This is a genomic window from Nonomuraea sp. SBT364, from assembly GCF_001083785.1.
In the GTDB taxonomy this organism is placed as follows: Bacteria; Actinomycetota; Actinomycetes; order Streptosporangiales; family Streptosporangiaceae; genus Nonomuraea.
In genome coordinates this window covers 1-20,767 of sequence record NZ_LAVL01000112.1, presented here as the reverse complement: position 1 = coordinate 20,767, position 20,767 = coordinate 1, and the positions used below count along the sequence as shown (strand labels likewise).

The window sequence follows — 20,767 nt, the reverse complement described above, 5'->3', positions numbered from 1 at the left end:
CTGTCCTGCCACCGTCTCCGCGACCATAGTGCACGTCAGCCGTTCTTCGCGTCGCGGGCCGCGGCGATCTTGGAAGGCAGGCTGAACAGCTGGACGAACCCCTTGGCCAGCGACTGGTCGAAGGTGTCGCCGGTGTCGTAGGTGGCCAGGGAGAAGTCGTACAGCGACTGCCCCGAGCGGCGGCCGGTCACGGTGGCCTTCCCGGCGTGCAGCGTCATGCGGATGTCGCCGGAGACGTGCTTCTGGGCCTCGGCGATGAGCGCGTCGAGCGCGCCCTTCAGCGGCGAGAACCACAGGCCGTCGTAGACGAGCTCGCTCCACCGCTGGTCGACGCCGCGCTTGAAGCGGGCCAGGTCGCGCTCGACGGTGACGTTCTCCAGCTCCATGTGCGCGGTGACGAGCGCGATAGCGCCCGGCGCCTCGTACACCTCGCGCGACTTGATGCCGACCAGCCGGTCCTCGACCATGTCGATGCGGCCGACGCCCTGCGCGCCGGCGCGCCGGTTCAGCTCGCCGATGATCTCGTACGGGGTCAGCGCGCGGCCGTCGAGTTTGACCGGGACGCCGCGCTCGAAGGTGATGACGACCTCGTCGGGTTCGCGGGGGGCGGCCGGGTCGGCGGTGTAGGCGTAGACGTCCTCGGTGGGGCCGTTCCAGATGTCCTCCAGGAAGCCGGTCTCGACGGCGCGGCCCCACAGGTTCTGGTCGATGGAGAACGGGTTCTTCCTGGTGGTCTCGATCGGCAGGCCCTTCTGCTCGGCGAACTCGATCGCCTTGTCGCGCGTCCAGGCGAAGTCGCGGGCCGGGGCGACGACCTTGAGGTCCGGCGCGAGGGCGGCCAGGCCGGCCTCGAAGCGGACCTGGTCGTTGCCCTTGCCCGTGCAGCCGTGCGAGACGATCGTGCCGCCGAACCGTTTGGCCGCGCTGACCAGGTGCTTGACGATGAGCGGGCGCGACAGCGACGACAGCAGTGGGTAGCGGTCCATGTAGAGGGCGTTGGCCTGGAGGGCGGGGACGCAGAAGTCGGCCGCGAACTCCTCCTTGGCGTCGACGACCACGGACTCGACGGCGCCGCAGTCGATGGCGCGCTTCTGGATGGCGTCCATGTCCTCGCCGCCCTGGCCCAGGTCGACCGCGACGGCGACGACCTCGGCGTTCATCTTCTCGGCGAGGAACGGGATGGCGACGGACGTGTCGAGACCTCCCGAGAACGCCAGAACTACTCTTTCCGTCATGTGGTGATCTCCATTTACTCGGCGTGCTGGGTGCGCCGGTCGGCCGTCTTCAGCAGCGCCTCGGCCACGGCCTGCCCGCCGAGCGGGTCGCGGCTGATGACCAGGATCGTGTCGTCTCCCGCGACGGTGCCGAGGATGGACTCCCAGTCGGCGTGGTCGATGGCGGAGGCGAGGAACTGGGCGGCGCCCGGCGGTGTCCTGACGAGGATCAGGTTGGCCGACGCCTCGGCGCTGACCAGCAGCTCCTCGGCGATGCGGTGCAGCCGGGCGGCCGGGGACTCACCGGTGCCGAGGCGGGCGAGCGGGATGCGGCCGCCGCCCTCGCCGGGCAGCGCGTAGACCAGGGAGCCGTCCTCGGCGCGCAGCTTGAGCGCGCCGAGTTCGTCGAGGTCGCGTGAGAGCGTGGCCTGGGTGACCTCGACGCCGCTCTCGGCGAGCAGCTTGGCGAGCTCGGGCTGGGAGCGCACGGGCTGCCGCTGCAACAGGTCGGTGATCTTGGCCTGGCGCCCCGCCTTGGTCATCGGGATGGTCATGTCCGGCTCACCAGCCAGTGCAGCAGGGCCTTCTGCGCGTGCAGCCGGTTCTCGGCCTGGTCCCAGACGGCGCTGCGGGGGCCGTCGAGCACCTCGGCGGTGATCTCGTAGCCCCGGTAGGCGGGCAGGCAGTGCAGCACGATCGCGTCGCCGTCGGCGTGGGCCAGCAGCTCGTCGTTGATCTGGTAGGGCATGAGGTCGGCGACGCGCTGTTCCTTGCCGTCCTGGCCCATCGACACCCAGGTGTCGGCGGCGACCACGTGCGCCCCCTGGACGGCGGCGGCCGGGTCGGTCAGCGCGGCCACCGAGCCGCCGGTCCGGGCGGCGACGGCGGCGGCGCGGTCGACGACGGCGGCGTCGGGCTGGTAGCCGGGCGGGGCCGCGACGCGCACGTGCATCCCGGCGGTGGCGCCGCCGAGCAGGTAGGAGTGGGCCATGTTGTTGGCGCCGTCGCCGGCGTAGGCGAGGGTCAGCCCGGCGGTCCGGCCGAACCGCTCACGCACCGTCTGCAGGTCGGCGAGGATCTGGCAGGGGTGGTAGTCGTCGGTGAGCGCGTTGACGACGGGCACTCCCGCGTGGGCGGCCATGGTCTCGATCAGCTCCTGGCCGGTGGTGCGCCAGACGATCGCGGCCACCTGCCTGCCGAGCACGCGGGCGATGTCCTCGGTCGGCTCGCCGCGCCCCATGAGCGTGGAGACGCCGTCGACGATCAGGGGCAGCCCGCCGAGCTCGCCGATGCCGGCGTGGAAGGACACGCGGGTGCGCGCGGACGGCTTGTCGAACAGCACGGCGACCGTCTTGGGCCCCTCGAAGGGGCGGTAGCCGAAGCGGTCCTTTTTCATCGCCGCGGCGAGGTCGAGGACTTCGGCCTGCTCCCCCGGGGTGAGGTCGTCGTCCGCGAGGAAGTGCCTGATGTGCGCCGGGTCCGCGCTGTTCAGCGTCACTTCGCGGCCTCCGTGAGAATCTGCGGGAACGCGCCCACGAAGGCGTCGATCTCCTGCGCGGTCACGACCAGCGGGGGCGCGATCCGTACGGCGTCGGGCTGCAGGGCGTTGACCAGGAAGCCCGCGTCGGCGGCGGCCTTCTGGACCTGTGCCGAGCGCGGCTCGGCGAGGACGGCCCCCAGCCACAGGCCGCGCCCGCGCACCCCCTTCAGCAGCGGATGGCCGATCGCCTCCAGGCCCTCGCGCAACCGCGCGGCGACCGTGCGCACGTGGCCGAGGTCGACGTTGGCGAGCACGGCCAGCGCGGCGGCGCACGAGACCGGGTTGCCGCCGAACGTCGAGCCGTGGTCGCCCTTGTCGAAGAGCGTGCCCGCGTCGCCGAAGCCGACGCACGCGCCGATCGGCAGGCCGCCGCCCAGGCCCTTGGCCAGCGTGAGGATGTCGGGCGTGACGCCGTCGGCCTGGTGGGCGAACCAGTGGCCGGTGCGGCCGATCGCCGACTGGATCTCGTCGGCCACCAGCAGCGCGCCGGAGGCGTCGCAGATCTCGCGGGCGGCCGCCAGATAGCCGTCGGGCGGCGGGACCACGCCCGCCTCGCCCTGCGTGGGCTCCAGGAAGACGGCGGCGCACTCGCCGGTCACGGCCTCCTTCAGCGCGTCGGCATCGCCGTAGGGGACGAAGCGGACGTCTACCGGGAACGGGCCGAACTGGTCGCGGATCGCCTTCTTGCCGGTCAGCGCCAGGGCGCCGATGGTGCGGCCGTGGAAGCCGTTCTCGGCGGCGACGAAGTAGGTGCGGCCGTGGCGCTTGCCGTACTTGATGGCGAGCTTGAGCGCGGCCTCGTTGGCCTCGGTGCCGGAGTTGGCGAAGAAGACGCGGCCGGGGACCTTGAGCAGCTCCAGCAGCTTCTCGGCGAGCAGCACCTCGGGCTCGTGCAGGAACAGGTTGCTGGTGTGGGCGAGCGTGGCCACCTGGGTGGAGACGGCCTCGACCAGCGCCGGGTGCGCGTGGCCGAGCGAGGTGACGGCGATGCCGCCGATGAAGTCGAGGTAGGCCCGGCCGTCGACGTCCCAGACGCGGGTGCCCTCGCCGCGCGCCAGCGCGATCGGGGGGACTCCGTAGTTGGGCATGAAGGCCTGCTCGAACCTGTCGTAGAGGCTCATGAGGGCACCACCATCGTTCCGATTCCTTCGTTGGTGAAGATTTCCAGCAGCAGGGCGTGGGGCTGACGGCCGTCGAGCACGTGGGCCTGGGGCACGCCGCCCTTGACCGCGGTCAGGCACGCCTCCATCTTGGGCACCATGCCGCTCGACAGCGTCGGCATGAGTTCCGCCAGCTCGGCGGCGTCGAGCTGGCTGATCACCTCCGACTCGTCGGGCCAGTTGGCGTACAGGCCCTCGACGTCGGTGAGGACGACGAGCTTGTCGGCCTCCAGCGCCACGGCGAGCGCGGCGGCGGCGGTGTCGGCGTTCACGTTGTAGATCTCCCCGCCGTCGCCGCGGGCCACGCTGGAGACGACCGGGATGCGGCCGTCGGCGAGCAGCGCGCGCACGGCCCCGGCGTCGACCTGGACGATCTCGCCGACCTGGCCGATGTCGACGGGGCTGCCGTCGACGATGGCGCTCTTGCGCTCGGCGGTGAACAGGTGGGCGTCCTCGCCCGACAGGCCGACGGCGAACGGGCCGTGCTGGTTGACCAGGCCGACGATGTCGCGGCCGACCTGCCCGACCAGGACCATCCGGACGACCTGCATGGCCTCGGGGGTGGTGACGCGCAGCCCGGCGGTGAACGTGGACTCGATGCCCAGCCGGTCGAGGTGCTCGCTGATCTGCGGGCCGCCGCCGTGCACGACGACCGGGCGCAGCCCGGCGTAGCGCAGGAAGACGACGTCCTCGGCGAACGACTCCTTCAGCGACTCGTCGGTCATGGCGTTGCCGCCGTACTTGATGACGACGGTGGCGCCGTGGAAGCGGGTCAGCCAGGGCAGCGCCTCGATGAGGGTGCCGGCCTTCGCCTGTGCGGAGCCGGCCCTCATGAGGAGTACGCCGAGTTCTCGTGGACGTAGTCGGCCGTCAGGTCCGTGGTGTGGACGGTGGCCGTGTGCGGTCCCGCCGACAGGTCCACGGTGATCGTCACGTCGCGGGGACGCATGTCGACCTTGGCGCGGTCGTCGCCGACGGCGCCGGCGCGGCAGATCCAGATGCCGTTGATGGCCACGTTGAGCCGGTCGGGCTCGAAGACGGCGTCGGTGGTGCCGACGGCGGCCAGCACCCGGCCCCAGTTGGGGTCCTCGCCGTGGATGGCGCACTTGAGCAGGTTGGAGCGGGAGACCGCGCGGCCGACCGTGACGGCGTCGGCCTCGGAGGCGGCGCCGATGACCTCGATGGCGATGGCCTTGGAGGCGCCCTCGGCGTCGACGAGGAGCTGCCTGGCGAGGTCGGCGCAGACCTCGGTGACCTTCTGCTCGAACTCCCGCAGGTCGGGCTTGGTGCCGGCGGCCCCGCTGGACAGCAGCAGGACCGTGTCGTTGGTCGACATGCAGCCGTCGGTGTCGAGCCGGTCGAAGGTGCGGGACGTGGCGCGGCGCAGCACGGTGTCGAGCTGCTCGGCGGTCAGGTCGGCGTCGGTGGTGATGACGCAGAGCATGGTGGCCAGGCCGGGGGCGAGCATGCCGGCGCCCTTGGCCATGCCGCCCACCATGTAGCCGTCGCCGCGCTTGAAGGAGATCTTGGAGACGGTGTCGGTGGTGCGGATGGCGTCGGCGGCGGCCAGGCCGCCGTCGCGGGAGAGCTGGGAGGCGGCCAGCTCGACGCCCGGCAGCAGCGCGTCCATCGGCAGCCGCTCGCCGATCAGGCCGGTCGAGCAGACCGCGATCTCGCCCGCGGAGTCGTCCAGCGCGGCGGCGGCCTTCTCGGCGGTGGCGTGGGTGTCCTGGAAGCCCTCCGGGCCGGTGCACGCGTTGGCGCCGCCGGAGTTGAGCACGACCGCGCGCAGCCGCCCGCCGCGCAGCACCTGCTGCGACCAGAGCACCGGGGCGGCTTTCACGCGGTTGGCCGTGAAGACGCCGGCGGCGGCACGGCTCGGCCCGTCGTTGACGACGAGGGCCAGGTCGCGGGCGCCGCCGGCCTTGATGCCGGCGGCGATTCCCGCGGCCCTGAAGCCGAGGGGGGCGGTCACGCTCATGGAGCAACTCCTGTCGTGGGAAGGCCGAGCTCTTCCGGGAGGCCGAGGGCGAGGTTGGCGCTCTGGATCGCGCCTCCGGCCGTGCCCTTGGTCAGGTTGTCGATGGCGATGACGGCGATCACGCGCCCGGCGCGCTCGTCGAGCGTCACCTGCAGGGCGGCGGTGTTGGCGCCGTAGGTCATCGCGGTGGCGGGCCAGGTGCCCTCGGGGAGCAGGTGCACGAACGGCTCGGCCTTGCAGGCCGCCTCGTAGACCGCCCTGAGCGACTCGCGGGTGACGCCGGGCCGGGCGGGAGCCGTGCAGGTGGCCAGGATGCCGCGGCTCATCGGGGCGAGCGTCGGCGTGAACGAGACCCGCACCGGCGCGCCGGCGGCGGCGCCGAGGCCCTGTTCCATCTCGGGGGTGTGGCGGTGGACGCCGCCGACGCCGTAGGCGCTGACCGAGCCCATGACCTCGCTGCCGAGCAGGTGGGGCTTGAGCGACTTGCCGGCGCCGCTGGTGCCGGTGGCGGCCACGACCACCACGTCCGGCTCGGCGAGCCCGGCGGCGAACGCGGGCGTCAGCGCGAGCAGGACGGAGGTCGGGTAGCAGCCGGGGACGGCGACGCGGCGGGCGCCTCTGAGGACCTCGCGCTGGCCCGGCAGCTCCGGCAGGCCGTACGGCCAGGTGCCGGCGTGCTCGCCGCCGTAGAACTCCTGCCAGGCGGCGGGGTCGGCGAGGCGGTGGTCGGCGCCGCAGTCGACGACGAGCGTGTCGCGGCCGAGCTGGGCGGCCACGGCGGCCGAGTGGCCGTGCGGCAGGGCGAGGAAGACCACGTCGTGCCCGGCGAGGGTCTCGGCGGTGGTCTCCTGGATGACGCGACCGGCCAGTTGCGGCAGGTGGGGCTGGTGGGAGCCGAGCGAACTGCCCGCGCTGGAGGCCGCGGTGAGTGCGCCGATCTCCAGCTCGGGGTGGCCGAGCAGCAGGCGGAGCAGCTCGCCGCCCGCGTAACCGCTGGCTCCGGCGACCGCGGCTCTCATCTGACCTCCTGCATATTCATGCATCCTAGCTCATAGATTTGCTTGTAAAGACTATGTACTCCCGATGATGAACATGCAAGTCGAGGCGTCTCGCCGTCCCACATGTCGAGACCCGAACAACGGAACATTGGTCTAGCGCGACGTACTAACCGGTCGGTACTGTGATTTATCCGATAGCCGTTCACTGCGGGAGTTCTGCGTAATGACCCTTTCGCACGCCGAGGTGCAAGCCCAGCTCACCGGCCCCGGCCAGCTTTTCGAGATCGAGGAGATCGGCGACACCGGGATACGGACGTGGAAGCACGCCCCCGCCAACTTCCGCGTGCTGCTGGAGACGAGCCGCTTCCACGGCGAGAAGGTGTTCCTGGTCTACGAGGACGAGCACCTCACGTTCGAGGACCACTTCCGCCGCGCCGCCACGCTGGCCAACCGGCTCGTGGAGGAGTACGGGGTCCGCAAGGGCGACCGGGTCGCCGTCGCCATGCGCAACTATCCCGAGTGGTCGATCGCCTTCTCCGCCGCCCTCGCGGCCGGGGCCATCGCGGTGCCGCTCAACGCCTGGTGGACGGAGAAGGAGCTGGCCTACGGGGTCAGCGACTCGGGGGCCAAGGTGCTCATCGCCGACGGCGAGCGAGCGCCCCGGCTGGCCGGCACCGGCGTGCCGATGATCGTCGCCCGGGGCGAGGTCCCGGAGGGCGCGCGGTCGTTCGAGGACGTGCTGGGCGAGGCCAAGCCCGACGTGACGCTGCCCGAGGCGGAGCTCTTCGCCGACGACCCGGCCACGATCTTCTACACCTCCGGCACCACCGGCAGCCCCAAGGGCGCGCTGGGCAGCCACCGCAACCTGGGCCAGTCGCCGATGACGGTCGCCTACGGGCTGATGCGCGCGGTGACGATGGCGGGCAAGGACTACGCCGAGGCCGCCGCGGTGCGGCGGGTGACGCTGCTGACGGTGCCGCTGTTCCACGTGACGGGCTGCTTCTCGGCGCTGACCACGACCATGTTCAGCGGCGGCGGCCTGGTGCTCATGTACAAGTGGGACCCCAAGCAGGCGCTGGAGCTGATCGAGCGGGAGAAGGTCACCGCGATGATCGGCGTGCCGACCAACGCCTGGCAGCTCATGTCGCACCCGGACTTCGGCAAGCACGACCTGTCCTCGCTGACGACGCTCGGCTACGGCGGCGCCCCCGCCCCGCCCAAGCTGCTGGAGCGCATCACCACGAACCTGCCGAACCGGGCGCCGTCCAACGGCTACGGCATGACCGAGACGACCGCGCTGGCCATCGGCAACGGCGGCGCCGACTACCAGGCCAGGCCGGACAGCATCGGCCGGCCGACGGCCGTGGTGGACGTGCGCGTGGTCGACCCGATGGGCAACGAGCTGCCGCCGGGCGAGGTGGGCGAGCTCTGCCTGCGCGGCCCCAACGTGATCCTGGGCTACTGGAACAAGCCGCAGGCCACCGCCGAGACGTTCGTCGACCGCTGGCTGCACACCGGCGACCTGGCCAAGATCGACGAGGAGGGCTTCGTCTACATCGTCGACCGGGCCAAGGACATGGTCATCCGGGGCGGCGAGAACGTCTACTGCGCCGAGGTGGAGGCCGCCCTGTTCGAGCATCCGGCGGTCGACGACGTGGCGGTGATCGGCGTGCCGCACGACGAGCTCGGCGAGGAGGTGGGCGCGGTCGTCCGCACCGCCCCGGGCACCTCGGTCACGCCGGAGGAGCTCAAGGAGTTCCTCGCCGCCCGGATCGCCAAGTTCAAGATCCCCGCGCACGTGTGGTTCCGCGACACCGAGCTGCCCCGCAACCCCGGCGGCAAGATCCTCAAGACGCACCTGCGCAGGGAGGTGCTGAGCGCCTAACCGCCCAGCAGCTCCAGCAGCGATTCGACGTACGGCTGCGCGGAGCCGCGATGGCGGCGCGGCGTGGCCACGCCGATGTGGCGCGTCGGGGCGGGCCGCTCCAGCGCCACCGCCACCAGGCCGGGCGTGTCGGTGAGCGCGATCCTCGGGATGAGCGCGACGCCGACGCCCGCGCCGACCAGCGACTGGGCGAACAGGTAGTCGGTCGCGGCGCACGCGATCCTCGGCTCGAACCCGGCCAGCGCGGCGTAGCGGTCCATCAGGCCGGCGGTCTTGAGGCAGCCGAGCACCCAGCGCTCCCCCGCCAGCTCCGCCAGATGCACGGCGGCGCGCCCGCCGAGCGGATGGCCGTCCGGCAGCACCACCCGCAGCGGGTCGGCGGTGAGCGGGGTCCAGTCGAGCCCGGACCGGTCGCCGGGCACGGCGGGCGGCGGGCCGTCGAAGTGGTAGGCGAGCGCGAGGTCGGCACGCCCCTCCCGGACGAGCGGCAGGCCGTCCTCCGGCTCGCGCTCCAGGATCGTCAGCTCCACCTCGGGATGCCGGGCGCCGAACGCCGCCAGCGCGGGCGGCAGCAGCCGCCGGCCGCCGCTGGCGAACGCCGCGACGGTGAAGCGGGCTCTCTCGCGGGAGAGCCTGTCGATGCGTTCCTGGGCGTCGGCCAGTTCGGCCGCGATGGCGTCGGCGGTCTCCACCAGCGTGCGACCGGCCGCAGTGAGCGTGACGCCGCGGGTGCTGCGCTCGACCACCGGGATCCCGAGCCCGCGTTCGAGCGCGGCGATCTGCTGAGACACGGCCGACGGGGTGAAGCGCAGGGTGGCGGCGGCCCGGTTGAAGCTGCCCTGCCGGGCGACCTCGCGCAGCACCCGCAGACGCTGGACATCGATCATCAGTGTTCCTTACGACCGGATAAGCAGATCACCACTACCGCTGATGACTGTAGTCCCGCGAGGCTGTGCCCATGGACAGTGTGTGCGTGATCGGCGGGAGCCGGTACTTCGGCAGGCGGGTGGTCGAGCGGCTGCGCGACGAGGGGGTCGGCGTCACGGTCGTCAACCGCGGTTCCGGCCCCGCTCCCGAGGGGGTGCGGCAGGTGATCGCCGACCGCGACGACGAGGACGGCCTGCGGGCGGCGCTCGCCGGCCGATCCTTCGACGTGGTGCTCGACCAGGTCTGCTACACCCCTCGGCAGGCGGCCGCCGCCCGGCGCGTCTTCGCCGGGCGGACCGGCCGCTACGTCATGACCTCGACGGCCGAGGTGTACGACCTGCTGGACGACGGTCCCTGCGCGGAGGACGCGGTCGACGTGGGGGCCCGGCCGGTCCGGCCGGAGCTGCCGTGGCACGACCCGGGCTATCTGGAGGCCCACTACGGCGAGGGCAAGCGGCAGGCGGAGGCGGTCCTGGCGGCCCGGCCGCCGTTCGAGGTGGTGGCCGTGCGGACCGCGCACGTGCTGGGCGGCGCCGACTTCACCGGGCGGCTCGGCCACTACGCGCGGCGGATGCGCGACGGCGTCCCGATCGTCGTGCATGGGCGGCCGCGCCCTGCGACGTTCATCAGCGACGTGGAGATCGCCGCGTTCCTCCTGTGGGCGATGCGCGCGTCGTTCACCGGGCCGGTCAACGCCTGCTCGGACGGGGAGCTCGACGTGTTCGGGCTGTGTGAGGCACTGGCCGCCGCGGGGGCCGGCCGGGCCGTCTACACGACCGGGGACGAGGTCTCGCCGTTCTCCTTCGAGCGCTCCTACGGCCTGGACAACGGCCGGGCGAGCCGGCTCGGGTTCGGCTTCTCGCACCTGCGCGAGTGGCTGCCCGGCGTGGCGGAGGAGGCGGCGGCATGCGCGTGATCGGGGACGTCCGCGTGGGCGCCGTCGGACTGGGCGCGATGCCGCTGTCCATCGAGGGCCGGCCGGACCCGGAGCGGGCCGCCGCCACCGTCCGCGCGGCGCTGGACGCCGGGGTCACGCTGATCGACACGGCCGACTCCTACCACTGGCACGCCGGCGAGGAGGGCCACAACGAGCTGCTCGTCGCCCGCGCCCTGCGGGGCCGCGACGGCGTCCTGGTCGCCACCAAGGGCGGGCGCGGGCGGCCCGGCGACGGCTCCTGGACGGTGAACGGCGACCCCCGGCGTCTCAGGGCCGCCTGCGAGGCCTCGCTGAGCCGCCTCGGTACCGAGGCCATCGGCCTGTACCAGCTGCACAAGCCGGACCCGGCGGTGCCGTACGCCGAGTCGGTCGGGGTACTGCGCGAGCTGCACGACGAGGGCAAGATCCGCATGATCGGCGTGTCGAACGTGGACCGTGAGCAGATCCTCCAGGCGCGCCGCGAGCTGGGCGAGCGCCTGGTGTCGGTGCAGAACCGCTTCTCCCCCGCCGTCCGCGACAGCGAGCCCGAGCTGCGGCTGTGCGACTCGCTCGGGCTGGCGTTCCTGCCGTGGAGCCCGCTCGGCGGCATCTCCCGCAGCGCCCTGGAAACCTCCGCGCCGGCCGGCGGCACCGCCTTCCACGAGATCGCCCGGGAACGCGGGGTCAGCCCGCAGCGGGTCTGCCTGGCCTGGCTGCTCGCCCTCGGGCCCCGCGTCATCCCCATCCCGGGCGCGACCCGGCCGGCCTCGATCACGGACTCGGCCGCCGCCGCCGGCCTGACGCTCACCCCTGGCGAGCTCGCCCGCCTGAACCGTCCCCGCCCGGACGGGGACGGGGAGCCCCCATTACCTCCCGCGTAATCGCGCGGACTACGCCCGCGGTGGCACGGTTGCGGTGTCGGACAGAAACGTTTGAAGGAGAAGCGAGATGACCACTATCACCGTCGCCACCACCGGCCGCGCCAAGTTCCTGCGCCTCGTGCTGGCCCTCGACGCCGTCGTCACCGGCGTCAACGGGCTGGTCTACCTCGCCGCCGCCGGCCTGGTGAGCGACCTGCTCGGGCCGGACGCGGGCCTGCTGCGCGGCATCGGCGTGTTCCTGCTCGTGTACGGCGCGGCCGTCGGCATCCTGGCCGGCCGCGGCACGGTCAGCCGGGCGGGCACCCGGGCGGTGATCGGGCTGAACATCGCCTGGACGCTCGCCAGCGTCGCCGCCGTGGTCACCGGGCTGGTGGAGTTCACCACGATCGGCGCGGTGTGGGCCATCGCCCAGGCGCTCGTCGTGGGGGCGTTCGCCGAGCTGCAGATCATGGGCCTGCGCAAGCTCCGCTGACTGCCGGGGCGGAAAACGGTTTGCCTGGAAGGCGCGCGGGCGGCGACAATCGTCGCCTGTGCGCCATCGTATGAAATCCCTGCTCAGCCAGCTCATTCCGGATGTGGGCCCGCTGCGCGACTCCCGCGACTTCCGGCTGCTGATGGCCTCCGGTGTCGTGACGATGTTCGGCACGTTCATCACCATGGTCGCGCTGCCGTTCCAGATGTGGCAGCTCACCGGCTCCTACGTGGCCGTCGGCCTGATGAGCCTGGTGGAGTTCGTGCCCATGGTGGTGTTCGGCCTGTGGGGTGGCGCGATCGCCGACTCCCTCGACCGGCGCAAGATCATCCTGCTGAGCGAGGCCGGCCTGGCCGTGACGACGGCCGCGCTCATGGTCAACGCCATGCTGCCGGACCCGCAGATCTGGGTGCTGTACGTGGTCGGCGCGCTCGCGATGGGCATCTCGTGCCTGCAGCGGCCCAGCATGGAGTCGCTGATCCCGCAGGTCGTCAAGCACGAGCAGCTCGGCGCCGCGGCGGTGCTGACCAGCCTGCGGTGGAACTTCGGCGCGATCGCCGCCCCCGCGCTGGGCGGCTGGCTGGTGGCCACCTGGGGGCCCGCCTTCGCCTACGGGCTCGACACGCTCAGCTTCCTGCTGTCGCTGGTGCTGCTGTGGCGCATCGCCTCCCGGCCGCCGGCCGAGGACGCCCAGCCCGCTTCGGTCAGGTCGCTGCTCGACGGGCTGCGCTACGCGGCCGGCCGCAAGGACCTGGTCGGGACCTATCTGGTGGACATCGCGGCGATGGTGTTCGCCATGTCGACCTCGCTCTTCCCCGGGCTGGCCGAGGAGTACGGGGCGCTGTCGGCCGTCGGCCTGCTCTACTCGGCGGGCGCCGTCGGATCCCTGATCGCCTCGCTGACCGGCGGCTGGGCCGCCCGCGTGCACCGGCAGGGGCTCGGCGTGATCGTGGCCGCGTCGGTGTGGGGCGTCGCCGTGGCGCTGGCCGCCGCGATCCCGGACTTCTGGGCGCTGTTCGCCTGCCTGGCCGTGGCCGGCGCGGCCGACATGATCAGCGGCATCTTCCGGATGACGATGTGGAACCAGACCATCCCGAACGAGATGCGCGGCCGGATGGCGGGCATCGAGCTGCTGTCGTACTCCACCGGGCCGATGCTGGGCAACGCCAGGGCGTCGCTCATGGGCCAGTTCGGCGGGCCGAGGCTGTCGCTGGGGCTGGGCGGGCTGATGTGCGTGGGCGCCGTGGCGCTGCTGGGCGCGGTGCTGCCCGCCTTCCGCCGCTACGACGCGCGTACCGACGAGCACGCGCTGGCCGAGCGGGCGCGCCGCGCCCAGGAGATGCCCGCCTAGATCAGGCCGTGGTGCCCTCCGGTTCGAAGGCGCTCAGGCTCGGGTCGTAGTCCGAGGCGCCGATGTCGTACATGGGCGTCATCCAGTGGTAGAAGTTGTCGCCGCGCTCCCGGAGCAGGTCGTACAGCCTGCGCATGAGGCGCCGCCGGACCGGGTGCAGCTCGGGGTGCTCGTAGCGGTTGCCGAGCTCGTGCGGGTCGCTTTCGAGGTCGTACAGCTCGTTGACGGACTCGGGGTTGACGACGAGCTTGTAGCGGCCGTCGCGGATCATCCGCTGGGGGTAGGGGAAGTGGTGGCCGTGGAATTCCGCGACCAGCTCGGGGGCCCACTCCGGCCGCTCGCCGCGCACCAGCGGCACCAGGCTCCGGCTGTCGACGGCCGGGGAGGTGTCGCAGCCGGCCAGGTCGAGGATCGTGGCCGTGCAGTCGGTGAGCGTGACGAACTCGTCCCTGACCTGCGGCTGCGCACCCGGGATGCGGATGATGCCGGGGATGCGGTAGATGTCCTCGTACATCGCCGGTCCCTTGTCGTGCAGCCGGTGCGCCCCGGTGAACTCGCCGTGGTCCGCGGTGAAGAACACCCCGGTGCGATCGGTGAGCCCGAGCTCGTCCAGCCGGTCCAGGATGCGGCCGATCTGCTGGTCGATGAGCGTCACGTACCCCCAGTAGACCGCGATCAGCTTGCGCGTCACCTCGATCGGGATCGTGTCGAACGTCCAGTGCTCGCTGTAGTTGCGCTGCACCGGCGGCTTGCCCTCGAACGTCTCGGCGATCGAGGGCGGCAGCTCGACCAGCGCCGGGTCGTACAGGTCGAAGTACTCGTCCGGCAGCAGGTACGGCAGGTGCGGCCCGAAGAAGTGGGTGGCCAGGAAGAACGGCTCCCCGGTGGCCGCGTACCGGTCCAGGTGCTCGATGGCCCGGGTCGCCAGGTAGTGCTCGAACGTGGCCTCCACCGGCTGGTGCAGCCGCGCCGCCAGCAGGTTGCCGGGGTTGCCGTTGGGCGTCGTGCCCCGGATCAGGTCGGAGATCCGGTAGGGCGGCAGGTCCCGCTCCTTGAGGTAGGCCAGGTAGTCGGGGTGGTCGACCGGGTTGTGCCAGCCGGGCAGGTCGGGGCCGTCGAAGCCGTAGGAGGCGGCGTTGCGGTGGGTGCCGCCGTGCCACTTGCCGATCAGCCCGAGCTGGTAGCCGCGCTCCTTCAGCGCCGTGGGGAAGGTGAAGGCGTCGTCGCGCAGGTCCTCCAGGTAGCCGACGTTGCGCTCGTAGTTCGCCAGCAGCCGGTGCCGGAACGGCGCCTGCCCGGTGAGCAGGCTGGCCCGCGCCGGCGTGCAGATGGCGGTGGGCGTGTAGAAACGGTCGAACCGCGTGCCGGTCCCGGCCAGCCGGTCGAGGTTCGGCGTGGCGACGTGCGGGTTGCTGTAGCACCCCAGCGTGTCGACGCGGTGCTGGTCGGTCATCAGGAACAGCAGGTTCACTTACTGAAGGCCTTCGTGTAGAGGTCACCGGTGTAGTAGGTGGCCGGGTCGGGCGCCGACGGGAGCTGGCCGGTGCTGACGAAGAATTCGCCCAGGCTGTCGAGCCACTTGCCGACGCTGCCGTCCTTCGTCTTGGCGACCAGGTCGGCGGTGGTCATCGTCCGCACGTTCGCCGCGTCGGCCCGGACCTTGGCCGTGTCGAGCTTGAGCAGGGCGGCGGCCTCGGCGACCGCCTCGTCCGGGTGCGCGGCGCGCCAGTCGTTGGCCTCCTGCAGCACCTTGAGCACCTTCTCGGTGAGCTCGGGCGCCACCTCGTTGCCGCCGACGAACGCGGTCGGGAAGGAGTTGTCCGGGAACTCCTTGGTGCTGGCCAGCTCGACCGTGCCGGGCACCTTGGCCTTGATCGTGTCGATCAGCGGGTACCAGATGCCGGCGCCGTCGATCTGACCGGCGGCGAACGCGGACACGACGGTGGCCGGGTCCATCGGCACCTTCTCGATGTCCTTCACGGTCATGCCGGCCTGCCGCAGGGCCAGGTTGAGGACCATGTCGCCGGAGGTGCCCTCGGGGACGCCGACCTTCTTGCCCTTCAGGTCCTGGAGGGTGGCGATGCCGGGGCGGCCGATGACCCGGTCGGCGTAGGCGAGGGTGTTGATGGCGACGACCTTGGCCTTGCCGGAGGCGGGCAGCCACATGGCGCCCGGGCCGATGTAGCCGAAGTCGAGGTCACCCGCGCCGAGCGCCTGGATCTGCAGCGGGCCGTTGGTGAAGACCTTGATCTCGGGGGTGAGACCCTGCTTCTCCCACAGGCCCTGCTTGTCGGCGATCGCCAGCAGGCTGGCGCCGTTGTAGTCGCTGATGTAGCCGAAGCGGACGGTGGAGCCGTCCTCGGAACACGCGGTCACGGACAGCGACATCATGATCACCGCTGTGGCGGCCGTCAGGGCGCGGCGAAGCACACGCATGGCGGGTACGTCCTTTCCGGGGGGTTTCGTCGGCCGATCAGGCCGCGGGAGCTTGGTGGTAGACGGAGTGCCAGACCTCGTTGCGGATCCGCCCGAACTCGGGCGAGAGGCGGATCTCCTCCGTGCGCGGGTAGGGCAGGTCGACGTCGATGATCTGCTGGACGCGGCCCGGTCTGGCGGCCATGACGATCACCCGTCTGGCCAGGTAGACGGCCTCGTCCACGTCATGGGTGATGAACATGACCGTGCGCTGCTCCTGGCTCCAGGTGTGCAGGAGCTGGTCCTGGAGCTGTACCCGGGTCAGCGCGTCCAGCGCGCCGAACGGCTCGTCCATGAGCAGCACCTTCGGGTTGACCGCGTAGGCGCGGGCGATGGCGCAGCGCTGCTTCATGCCGCCGGACAGCGTCTTGGGCAGCGCGTCGGCGAAGTCCGACAGGCCGACGAGCTCGATGGCCCGCTCGGCGCGCCGCCTGCGCTCCGCGCCCGGGATGTCGGCCAGCTTCAGCCCGAACTCGACGTTCTTGCGCACGCTCAGCCAGGGGAAGAGCGCGTACTGCTGGAAGATCACGCCGCGGTCGGGGCCGGGGCCGCTGACCGGGTCGCCGTCGACGAGCACCTCGCCCGACGACGGCTCGACGAGGCCGGCGGCCATGCTCATCAGCGTGCTCTTGCCGCACCCCGACGGGCCGACGACGGTGACGAACTCCTGGTCGGCGATGTCCAGGCTGACGTGGTCGAGCGCGGTGAAGGTGCCCTCGCGCATGGGGTAGGTCTTGACGACGTCCCTGAAGGAGATCTTGGTGGTCATCGGCGCTCCTGCCAGTCGGTGAGTCGTCGCTCGGCCAGGAGCAGCAGCCGGTCCATCAGCAGGCCGAGCACGCCGATGGCGATCAGTCCGACGAAGATCGTGGACAGGTCGTAGTAGAGCTGGGCCTGCTGCATCCGGAAGCCGAGCCCCTCCTGGGCGGCGATCAGCTCGGCGGCGACCAGCGTGCCCCACGCCGAGCCGAGCCCCACCCGCATCCCGACCAGGATGAACGGCGTGGAGGCCGGCACCACGACCTTGAGGAAGATCGTCCGGTCCGAGGCGCCGAGCACCCGGGCGGCGTTGATGAGCGTCTTGTCCACGTCCACCACGCCCTGGAACGTGGCCACCACGCTCGACAGGAACGACGCCAGGAAGATCACGAAGACCTTGGGCACCTCGCCGATGCCCATGAGCACGATGGCCAGCGGGATGATCGCCAGCGGCGGGATCGTGCGGAAGAACTGCACGTACGGCTCCAGCAGGCCGCGCGCGGTGGCGTACCAGCCCATCAGGAAGCCGACCGGCACGGCCAGCAGCGTGCCGAGCAGGAAGCCGAGCAGCACCCGGCGCAGGCTGGCCAGCGCGTCCAGCGCCAGCGTGCCGTCGGCGATCAGCTCACCCGCCCTGGCCGCCACCTCGGCCGGGCCGGGCATGCCCTGCACGCCGACCGAGGCCAGCAGCGTCCAGACGGCCAGGCCGATGACGACGGCGACCAGGTTGAGCGCGATCGAGCGACGCGGCCGCCTGCCCTCGGCCCGCCCGGCCGCCTTGCGCTGCGGCGCGGAGATCGCGGTCATGGCCGCCTCGCAGGATTCATGGGTTCCTCCGCTCGGTCCGGCGCCGCCGGACGTCTCTCCCCCTCGTCGCCGTCCGCCGGATAGCGGGACAGCAGGGGCGACTCATGCAGGACCAGGGCGATCGCCCCGAGCGCGCCGGCGGCCTCGCCGAGCGTGGCCCGGCGCAGGCTCACCCGGTTGCGGGTGACGGGCATGATCTGCGCGCCGAGGCTCTCCTCGATCGGCTCCAGCAGCGCGACGCCGGTCTCGGCCAGTTCGCCGCCGACGACGATCACGCTCGGGCCGATCGCGTTGCACAGCGCGGCGAGCACCGCGCCGATCCGCGAGCCGACCTCCCGCAGCAGGCCGAGCGCGACGGCGTCGCCCTCGCGCACCGCCTTCACCAGCTCCGGCACGTCCTCGGCGCGCCCGCCCGCGGCGCGGTAGGCATCGAGCACGGCTCTTATCGACGCGACGGTCTCCAGGCAGCCGCTCCCGCCGCAGTCGCAGCGCGCGCCCGCCGGGTCGACCGTGATGTGGCCGAACTCTCCCGACAGCCCGTACGCGCCCCGGTGCAGCGCCCCGCCGACCACCAGCCCGCCGCCGACGCCATGCGACAGCCGCAGGTAGAGGACGTCCTCGACGCCGGTGGCCGCGCCCCAGATGGACTCGGCCAGCGCCGCCAGCCTGGTGTTGTTGTCGGCGAGCACCGGCACGCCGAAGCGCTCGCGCAGCAGGCCCGCGAGCCGGTCATGGCCCTTGGGGTCGTCGCCGGGGCCGCCCACCGGGCCGACCACGCCCACGCCGATCGCGCTGAGCGCGCCGAGCCGCAGCGCGCCGCCGCCGTGGGCGCCGGTCAGGCCGCGCACCAGCCGCGCGGCGAGTTCCACCCGCTCCTCCCAGGGCAGGCCGGCCGGGTGCGGCTCGCTCGCCGAGCCGACGACCTCGTGAGCCACGTTGACGGCGGCGACGTGCACGGCGCGCCGGGCGAAGTCGATGCCGATGGCCTGGCCGGCGTCGGGATTGAGGGTGAGCGTCTCGGCGGGCCTGCCGCGGCCTCGGGGCGCCTCCTGCTGGGTGGCGGCGACGACCGCGCCACTGGCCACGAGCTCGGCCAGGATGTCGTACAGGGTGGTGCGGGACAGGCCGCAATGCTTGCCGAGCTCGCCCCGGCTGAGCGGGCCGTGCCGGCGCAACAGGCCGAGGACGAGTTCCTCGTGCCCGCGGCGCAACTGTGAGAGTGGACCGGGCATACGGCAGAGTCTGCCGAGCCGGGCTCTTTTTGGTCAATAACCCGGAAAAAACGGTTTGGGGGCCGAAATTTCGCCTTTTAGCAGGCCAAATGCCCCTGCAGGTGATCGTGTACGTCCCGTAACGTTCGCGTAACAAGGGTTGCGGGGTGTGACGAACGGCGGGTTAATTTCGCAACCTGAGCAAATATCACGGCGGTCCTGGCGGGCCGCCCGCTTCCGCCTGCGAGGACCCATGCCCCCCTTCCCCCGATCGACCCCGCCGGCGCGACCGTCGTGCTGCGCCCGCAACGCGACGAGCCCGGCGACTGGGCGGGCAGCGCCGGCGTGCTGCACGACGGCGAGCGCTTCTGGCTGACGTACCGCAGCGCCGTCCCCTCCGACGGTGTCGGCTTCACCGACGTGTGGTCGGTGCACAAGGACGAGCTGGGCACCTCCTCGACGGAACGCTTCTGCCTGACGCGCACCGCGTCGGGCGGCAACCGGCTGTTCATCTCGTACGCCGACCCGGCGGACGACCGCGGGCGCGTCGACGGCCTGACCGCCGCCCACCCCTCGCGCTTCGACCTCCCCCCGGCGTCCCGTCCTGACGGCCGCGTCCACCGGCACCGAGGGGGTCAAGGAGCCGTACGTCCTGGTCTGCGGCGGGATCACTACCTGTTCGCCGGCGACGCCGAACCGTACACCGGGACGCGAGCGGCGACGTCTACGCCGTCGGCGCCACCACCCATCCCACCGCCCTGGCCGTCTCGCACGACGGCGGCGAGGAGTTCGGCTGGGAGGGCCAGGTGCCGGCGACGGCTGGAACCGCTACAGGGCCCGCCTCAACGGCGCCGTCCCGCTCTACGAGGCGACGCTGGCCCGCCTTGGTCGGGTGCTGGGCGTCGCCCCCTCCCCCAGACAACCCGAGGGAATCTTCGGGTGGCCGTCCTCCCACGACCTCCGCCACCAGGAGTTTGACCACCGGACATGGACTGTCCGTGCAGAAGTCTGTAAGGATCTTCCGCGACGTCCTATTGTCCGGGTTCGTCAAGGAACATCCTGAAAGGCAACACATGCGGGTCGCACACGTACTGGCCACCGCTCTGGCGGCCACCGCCCTCGTCTCCCTCCCCGCCCACGCGGCCGGCCGGCCGTCCTTCCCGGCGGAGGTGTTCGGCGGGGCCTGGCAGGCAGGGCACGTCCAGGGGATCGCGGTGGACGAGAAGAAGGGCTTCATGTACTTCTCGTTCACCAACCTTCTCGTCAAGACCGATCTGACCGGCAAGCCCGTCGGCTCCGTCACCGGCTTCACCGGCCACCTGGGCGACCTCGACTTCAACCGGCAGGACGGCCGCGTCTACGGCTCGCTGGAGTACAAGGACGCGCAGGCGTTCTACATCGCCATCTTCGACGTGGACCGCATCACCAGCCTCGGCATGGACGCCGAGGACTCCGACGTGGTCAAGGCCGTCTACCTCAAGGAGGTCGTGGCCGACTACAGCGCCGACATGAACGGCGACGGCGTCTTCGACGGCAACGTGGCCAACACCCCCGACCACCGCTACGGCTGCAGCGGCATCGACGGCGTCGCGTTCGGCCCCGAGTTCGGCAAGCGGCACGGCAAGCAGAAGCTCACCGTCGCCTACGGCATCTACTCCAACACCTCCCGCCAGGACAACGACCACCAGGTCCTCCTGCAGTACGACATCAACCAGTGGCGCAAGTACGAGCGGCCCCTCACCCAGGCTGCCCCGCACACCGCCGGCCCCGAGGCCCCCGCCGGCAAGTATTTCGTCCGCACCGGCAACACCACGTACGGCGTGCAGAACCTGGAGTACGACGGCCACACGGGCACCTGGCTCATGGCCGCCTACAAGGGCGTCAAGCCGGGCTTCCCCAACTACTCGCTCTTCACCGTCGACGCCTCGGCCAAGCCGGTCACCGGGCCCATCGAGGGCCAGCCCCAGCCCGAGCAGGGCGCCCTCCTCCCCCTCGCCGCCGCCGGCCTCCACGACCCGGACACCGGCATCCGCGGCTGGGAGTCGGGCGGCCAGTACGGCCTGGCCTCGCTGGACGACGGCCGCTTCTACGTGGTCAAGGACGGCAAGATCGTCGAGGACGGCATCACCAAGCAGACCGCCCACGCCCGGCTCCACCGCTGGACCGCCCAGCCCCCCAACCCCTTCACCC

19 protein-coding genes are annotated in these 20,767 nt (G+C 71.9%); 6 read left to right on the top strand and 13 right to left on the bottom strand.

The features are described 5' to 3' along the window. Positions 1-35: 35 nt before the first annotated feature. From ADY59_RS33840 to argC, 7 genes are read right to left on the bottom strand one after another with little or no spacing between them, the layout of a single operon-like run. Positions 36-1,235 (bottom strand): argininosuccinate synthase, encoded by a 1,200-nt coding sequence (locus ADY59_RS33840; protein WP_049571027.1) that lies wholly within the window; start codon positions 1,233-1,235, stop codon positions 36-38. 14 nt (positions 1,236-1,249) lie between these two features. Next, on the bottom strand, positions 1,250-1,768 hold the full coding sequence (locus tag ADY59_RS33835; RefSeq protein ID WP_156325894.1) for an arginine repressor: 519 nt from the start codon (positions 1,766-1,768) through the stop codon (positions 1,250-1,252). After that, positions 1,765-2,712: an ornithine carbamoyltransferase gene (argF, locus tag ADY59_RS33830; protein WP_231619019.1), complete on the bottom strand. Its 948-nt coding sequence runs from the start codon at positions 2,710-2,712 to the stop codon at positions 1,765-1,767. The genes ADY59_RS33835 and argF overlap by 4 nt, the downstream gene beginning before the upstream one ends. After that, positions 2,709-3,875 (bottom strand): acetylornithine transaminase, encoded by a 1,167-nt coding sequence (locus ADY59_RS33825; RefSeq protein WP_049571022.1) that lies wholly within the window; start codon positions 3,873-3,875, stop codon positions 2,709-2,711. The genes argF and ADY59_RS33825 overlap by 4 nt, the downstream gene beginning before the upstream one ends. Continuing rightward, entirely contained in the window at positions 3,872-4,747 is an 876-nt protein-coding gene (argB, locus tag ADY59_RS33820; RefSeq protein ID WP_049571019.1) for an acetylglutamate kinase, read from the bottom strand. The genes ADY59_RS33825 and argB overlap by 4 nt, the downstream gene beginning before the upstream one ends. Further along, a complete protein-coding gene (gene argJ / locus ADY59_RS33815) occupies positions 4,744-5,895 on the bottom strand; it encodes a bifunctional glutamate N-acetyltransferase/amino-acid acetyltransferase ArgJ (protein ID WP_049571016.1) in 1,152 nt (383 codons plus the stop codon). The genes argB and argJ overlap by 4 nt, the downstream gene beginning before the upstream one ends. Next, a complete protein-coding gene (gene argC / locus ADY59_RS33810; protein ID WP_049571012.1) occupies positions 5,892-6,914 on the bottom strand; it encodes an N-acetyl-gamma-glutamyl-phosphate reductase in 1,023 nt (340 codons plus the stop codon). The genes argJ and argC overlap by 4 nt, the downstream gene beginning before the upstream one ends. Positions 6,915-7,116: 202 nt before the next feature. Between argC and ADY59_RS33805 the strand changes: the two genes are divergently transcribed. Beyond that, the gene (locus tag ADY59_RS33805) at positions 7,117-8,778 is read left to right on the top strand and encodes a class I adenylate-forming enzyme family protein (protein WP_049571009.1); all 1,662 of its coding nucleotides are present in this window, start codon (positions 7,117-7,119) and stop codon (positions 8,776-8,778) included. Here ADY59_RS33805 and ADY59_RS33800 read toward each other — a convergent pair. Next, on the bottom strand, positions 8,775-9,665 hold the full coding sequence (locus ADY59_RS33800) for a LysR family transcriptional regulator (protein ID WP_049571007.1): 891 nt from the start codon (positions 9,663-9,665) through the stop codon (positions 8,775-8,777). The genes ADY59_RS33805 and ADY59_RS33800 overlap by 4 nt on opposite strands. 71 nt (positions 9,666-9,736) lie before the next feature. Between ADY59_RS33800 and ADY59_RS33795 the strand changes: the two genes are divergently transcribed. The 4 genes from ADY59_RS33795 to ADY59_RS33780 all read left to right on the top strand — a co-directional run bounded on the left by ADY59_RS33795 (position 9,737) and on the right by ADY59_RS33780 (position 13,325). After that, the gene (locus tag ADY59_RS33795) at positions 9,737-10,621 is read left to right on the top strand and encodes an NAD-dependent epimerase/dehydratase family protein (RefSeq protein ID WP_049571004.1); all 885 of its coding nucleotides are present in this window, start codon (positions 9,737-9,739) and stop codon (positions 10,619-10,621) included. Next, positions 10,612-11,502: an aldo/keto reductase gene (locus ADY59_RS33790; protein ID WP_049571001.1), complete on the top strand. Its 891-nt coding sequence runs from the start codon at positions 10,612-10,614 to the stop codon at positions 11,500-11,502. Before ADY59_RS33795 ends, ADY59_RS33790 begins: the two co-directional genes overlap by 10 nt. A 67-nt stretch (positions 11,503-11,569) precedes the next feature. Beyond that, a complete protein-coding gene (locus ADY59_RS33785) occupies positions 11,570-11,974 on the top strand; it encodes a hypothetical protein (protein WP_049570999.1) in 405 nt (134 codons plus the stop codon). A 70-nt stretch (positions 11,975-12,044) separates the two neighbouring features. After that, a complete protein-coding gene (locus ADY59_RS33780) occupies positions 12,045-13,325 on the top strand; it encodes an MFS transporter (protein WP_049570996.1) in 1,281 nt (426 codons plus the stop codon). Position 13,326: 1 nt separating this feature from the next. Here the strand turns inward: ADY59_RS33780 and ADY59_RS33775 are convergent, their stop codons facing one another. From ADY59_RS33775 to ADY59_RS33755, 5 genes are read right to left on the bottom strand one after another with little or no spacing between them, the layout of a single operon-like run. After that, positions 13,327-14,796, bottom strand: a complete 1,470-nt coding sequence (locus tag ADY59_RS33775; RefSeq protein WP_049570994.1) for a sulfatase-like hydrolase/transferase — start codon at positions 14,794-14,796, stop codon at positions 13,327-13,329. Further along, a complete protein-coding gene (locus ADY59_RS33770) occupies positions 14,793-15,761 on the bottom strand; it encodes an aliphatic sulfonate ABC transporter substrate-binding protein (RefSeq protein WP_049570992.1) in 969 nt (322 codons plus the stop codon). The genes ADY59_RS33775 and ADY59_RS33770 overlap by 4 nt, the downstream gene beginning before the upstream one ends. 37 nt (positions 15,762-15,798) lie before the next feature. Next, on the bottom strand, positions 15,799-16,569 hold the full coding sequence (locus ADY59_RS33765) for an ABC transporter ATP-binding protein (RefSeq protein ID WP_049570990.1): 771 nt from the start codon (positions 16,567-16,569) through the stop codon (positions 15,799-15,801). Further along, positions 16,566-17,366, bottom strand: coding sequence for an ABC transporter permease (locus ADY59_RS33760; RefSeq protein ID WP_049570987.1), 801 nt, complete (start codon positions 17,364-17,366; stop codon positions 16,566-16,568). The genes ADY59_RS33765 and ADY59_RS33760 overlap by 4 nt, the downstream gene beginning before the upstream one ends. Continuing rightward, positions 17,363-18,598, bottom strand: coding sequence for an ROK family transcriptional regulator (locus ADY59_RS33755; RefSeq protein WP_049570984.1), 1,236 nt, complete (start codon positions 18,596-18,598; stop codon positions 17,363-17,365). The genes ADY59_RS33760 and ADY59_RS33755 overlap by 4 nt, the downstream gene beginning before the upstream one ends. Positions 18,599-19,650: 1,052 nt before the next feature. Between ADY59_RS33755 and ADY59_RS33750 the strand changes: the two genes are divergently transcribed. Further along, positions 19,651-20,767 (top strand): hypothetical protein (locus tag ADY59_RS33750; RefSeq protein WP_049570981.1); only part of this gene is annotated, 1,117 nt, incomplete at its 3' end.

Coding starts and splice junctions, on each gene's coding strand:
- ADY59_RS33840 (WP_049571027.1), bottom strand. CDS start 1,235: ATGACGGAAAGAGTAGTTCTGGCGTTCTCGGGAGGTCTCGACACGTCC.
- ADY59_RS33835 (WP_156325894.1), bottom strand. CDS start 1,768: ATGACCATCCCGATGACCAAGGCGGGGCGCCAGGCCAAGATCACCGAC.
- ADY59_RS33825 (WP_049571022.1), bottom strand. CDS start 3,875: ATGAGCCTCTACGACAGGTTCGAGCAGGCCTTCATGCCCAACTACGGA.
- argB (WP_049571019.1), bottom strand. CDS start 4,747: ATGAGGGCCGGCTCCGCACAGGCGAAGGCCGGCACCCTCATCGAGGCG.
- argJ (WP_049571016.1), bottom strand. CDS start 5,895: ATGAGCGTGACCGCCCCCCTCGGCTTCAGGGCCGCGGGAATCGCCGCC.
- argC (WP_049571012.1), bottom strand. CDS start 6,914: ATGAGAGCCGCGGTCGCCGGAGCCAGCGGTTACGCGGGCGGCGAGCTG.
- ADY59_RS33805 (WP_049571009.1), top strand. CDS start 7,117: ATGACCCTTTCGCACGCCGAGGTGCAAGCCCAGCTCACCGGCCCCGGC.
- ADY59_RS33800 (WP_049571007.1), bottom strand. CDS start 9,665: ATGATCGATGTCCAGCGTCTGCGGGTGCTGCGCGAGGTCGCCCGGCAG.
- ADY59_RS33795 (WP_049571004.1), top strand. CDS start 9,737: ATGGACAGTGTGTGCGTGATCGGCGGGAGCCGGTACTTCGGCAGGCGG.
- ADY59_RS33790 (WP_049571001.1), top strand. CDS start 10,612: ATGCGCGTGATCGGGGACGTCCGCGTGGGCGCCGTCGGACTGGGCGCG.
- ADY59_RS33785 (WP_049570999.1), top strand. CDS start 11,570: ATGACCACTATCACCGTCGCCACCACCGGCCGCGCCAAGTTCCTGCGC.
- ADY59_RS33780 (WP_049570996.1), top strand. CDS start 12,045: ATGAAATCCCTGCTCAGCCAGCTCATTCCGGATGTGGGCCCGCTGCGC.
- ADY59_RS33770 (WP_049570992.1), bottom strand. CDS start 15,761: ATGCGTGTGCTTCGCCGCGCCCTGACGGCCGCCACAGCGGTGATCATG.
- ADY59_RS33765 (WP_049570990.1), bottom strand. CDS start 16,569: ATGACCACCAAGATCTCCTTCAGGGACGTCGTCAAGACCTACCCCATG.
- ADY59_RS33760 (WP_049570987.1), bottom strand. CDS start 17,366: ATGACCGCGATCTCCGCGCCGCAGCGCAAGGCGGCCGGGCGGGCCGAG.
- ADY59_RS33755 (WP_049570984.1), bottom strand. CDS start 18,598: ATGCCCGGTCCACTCTCACAGTTGCGCCGCGGGCACGAGGAACTCGTC.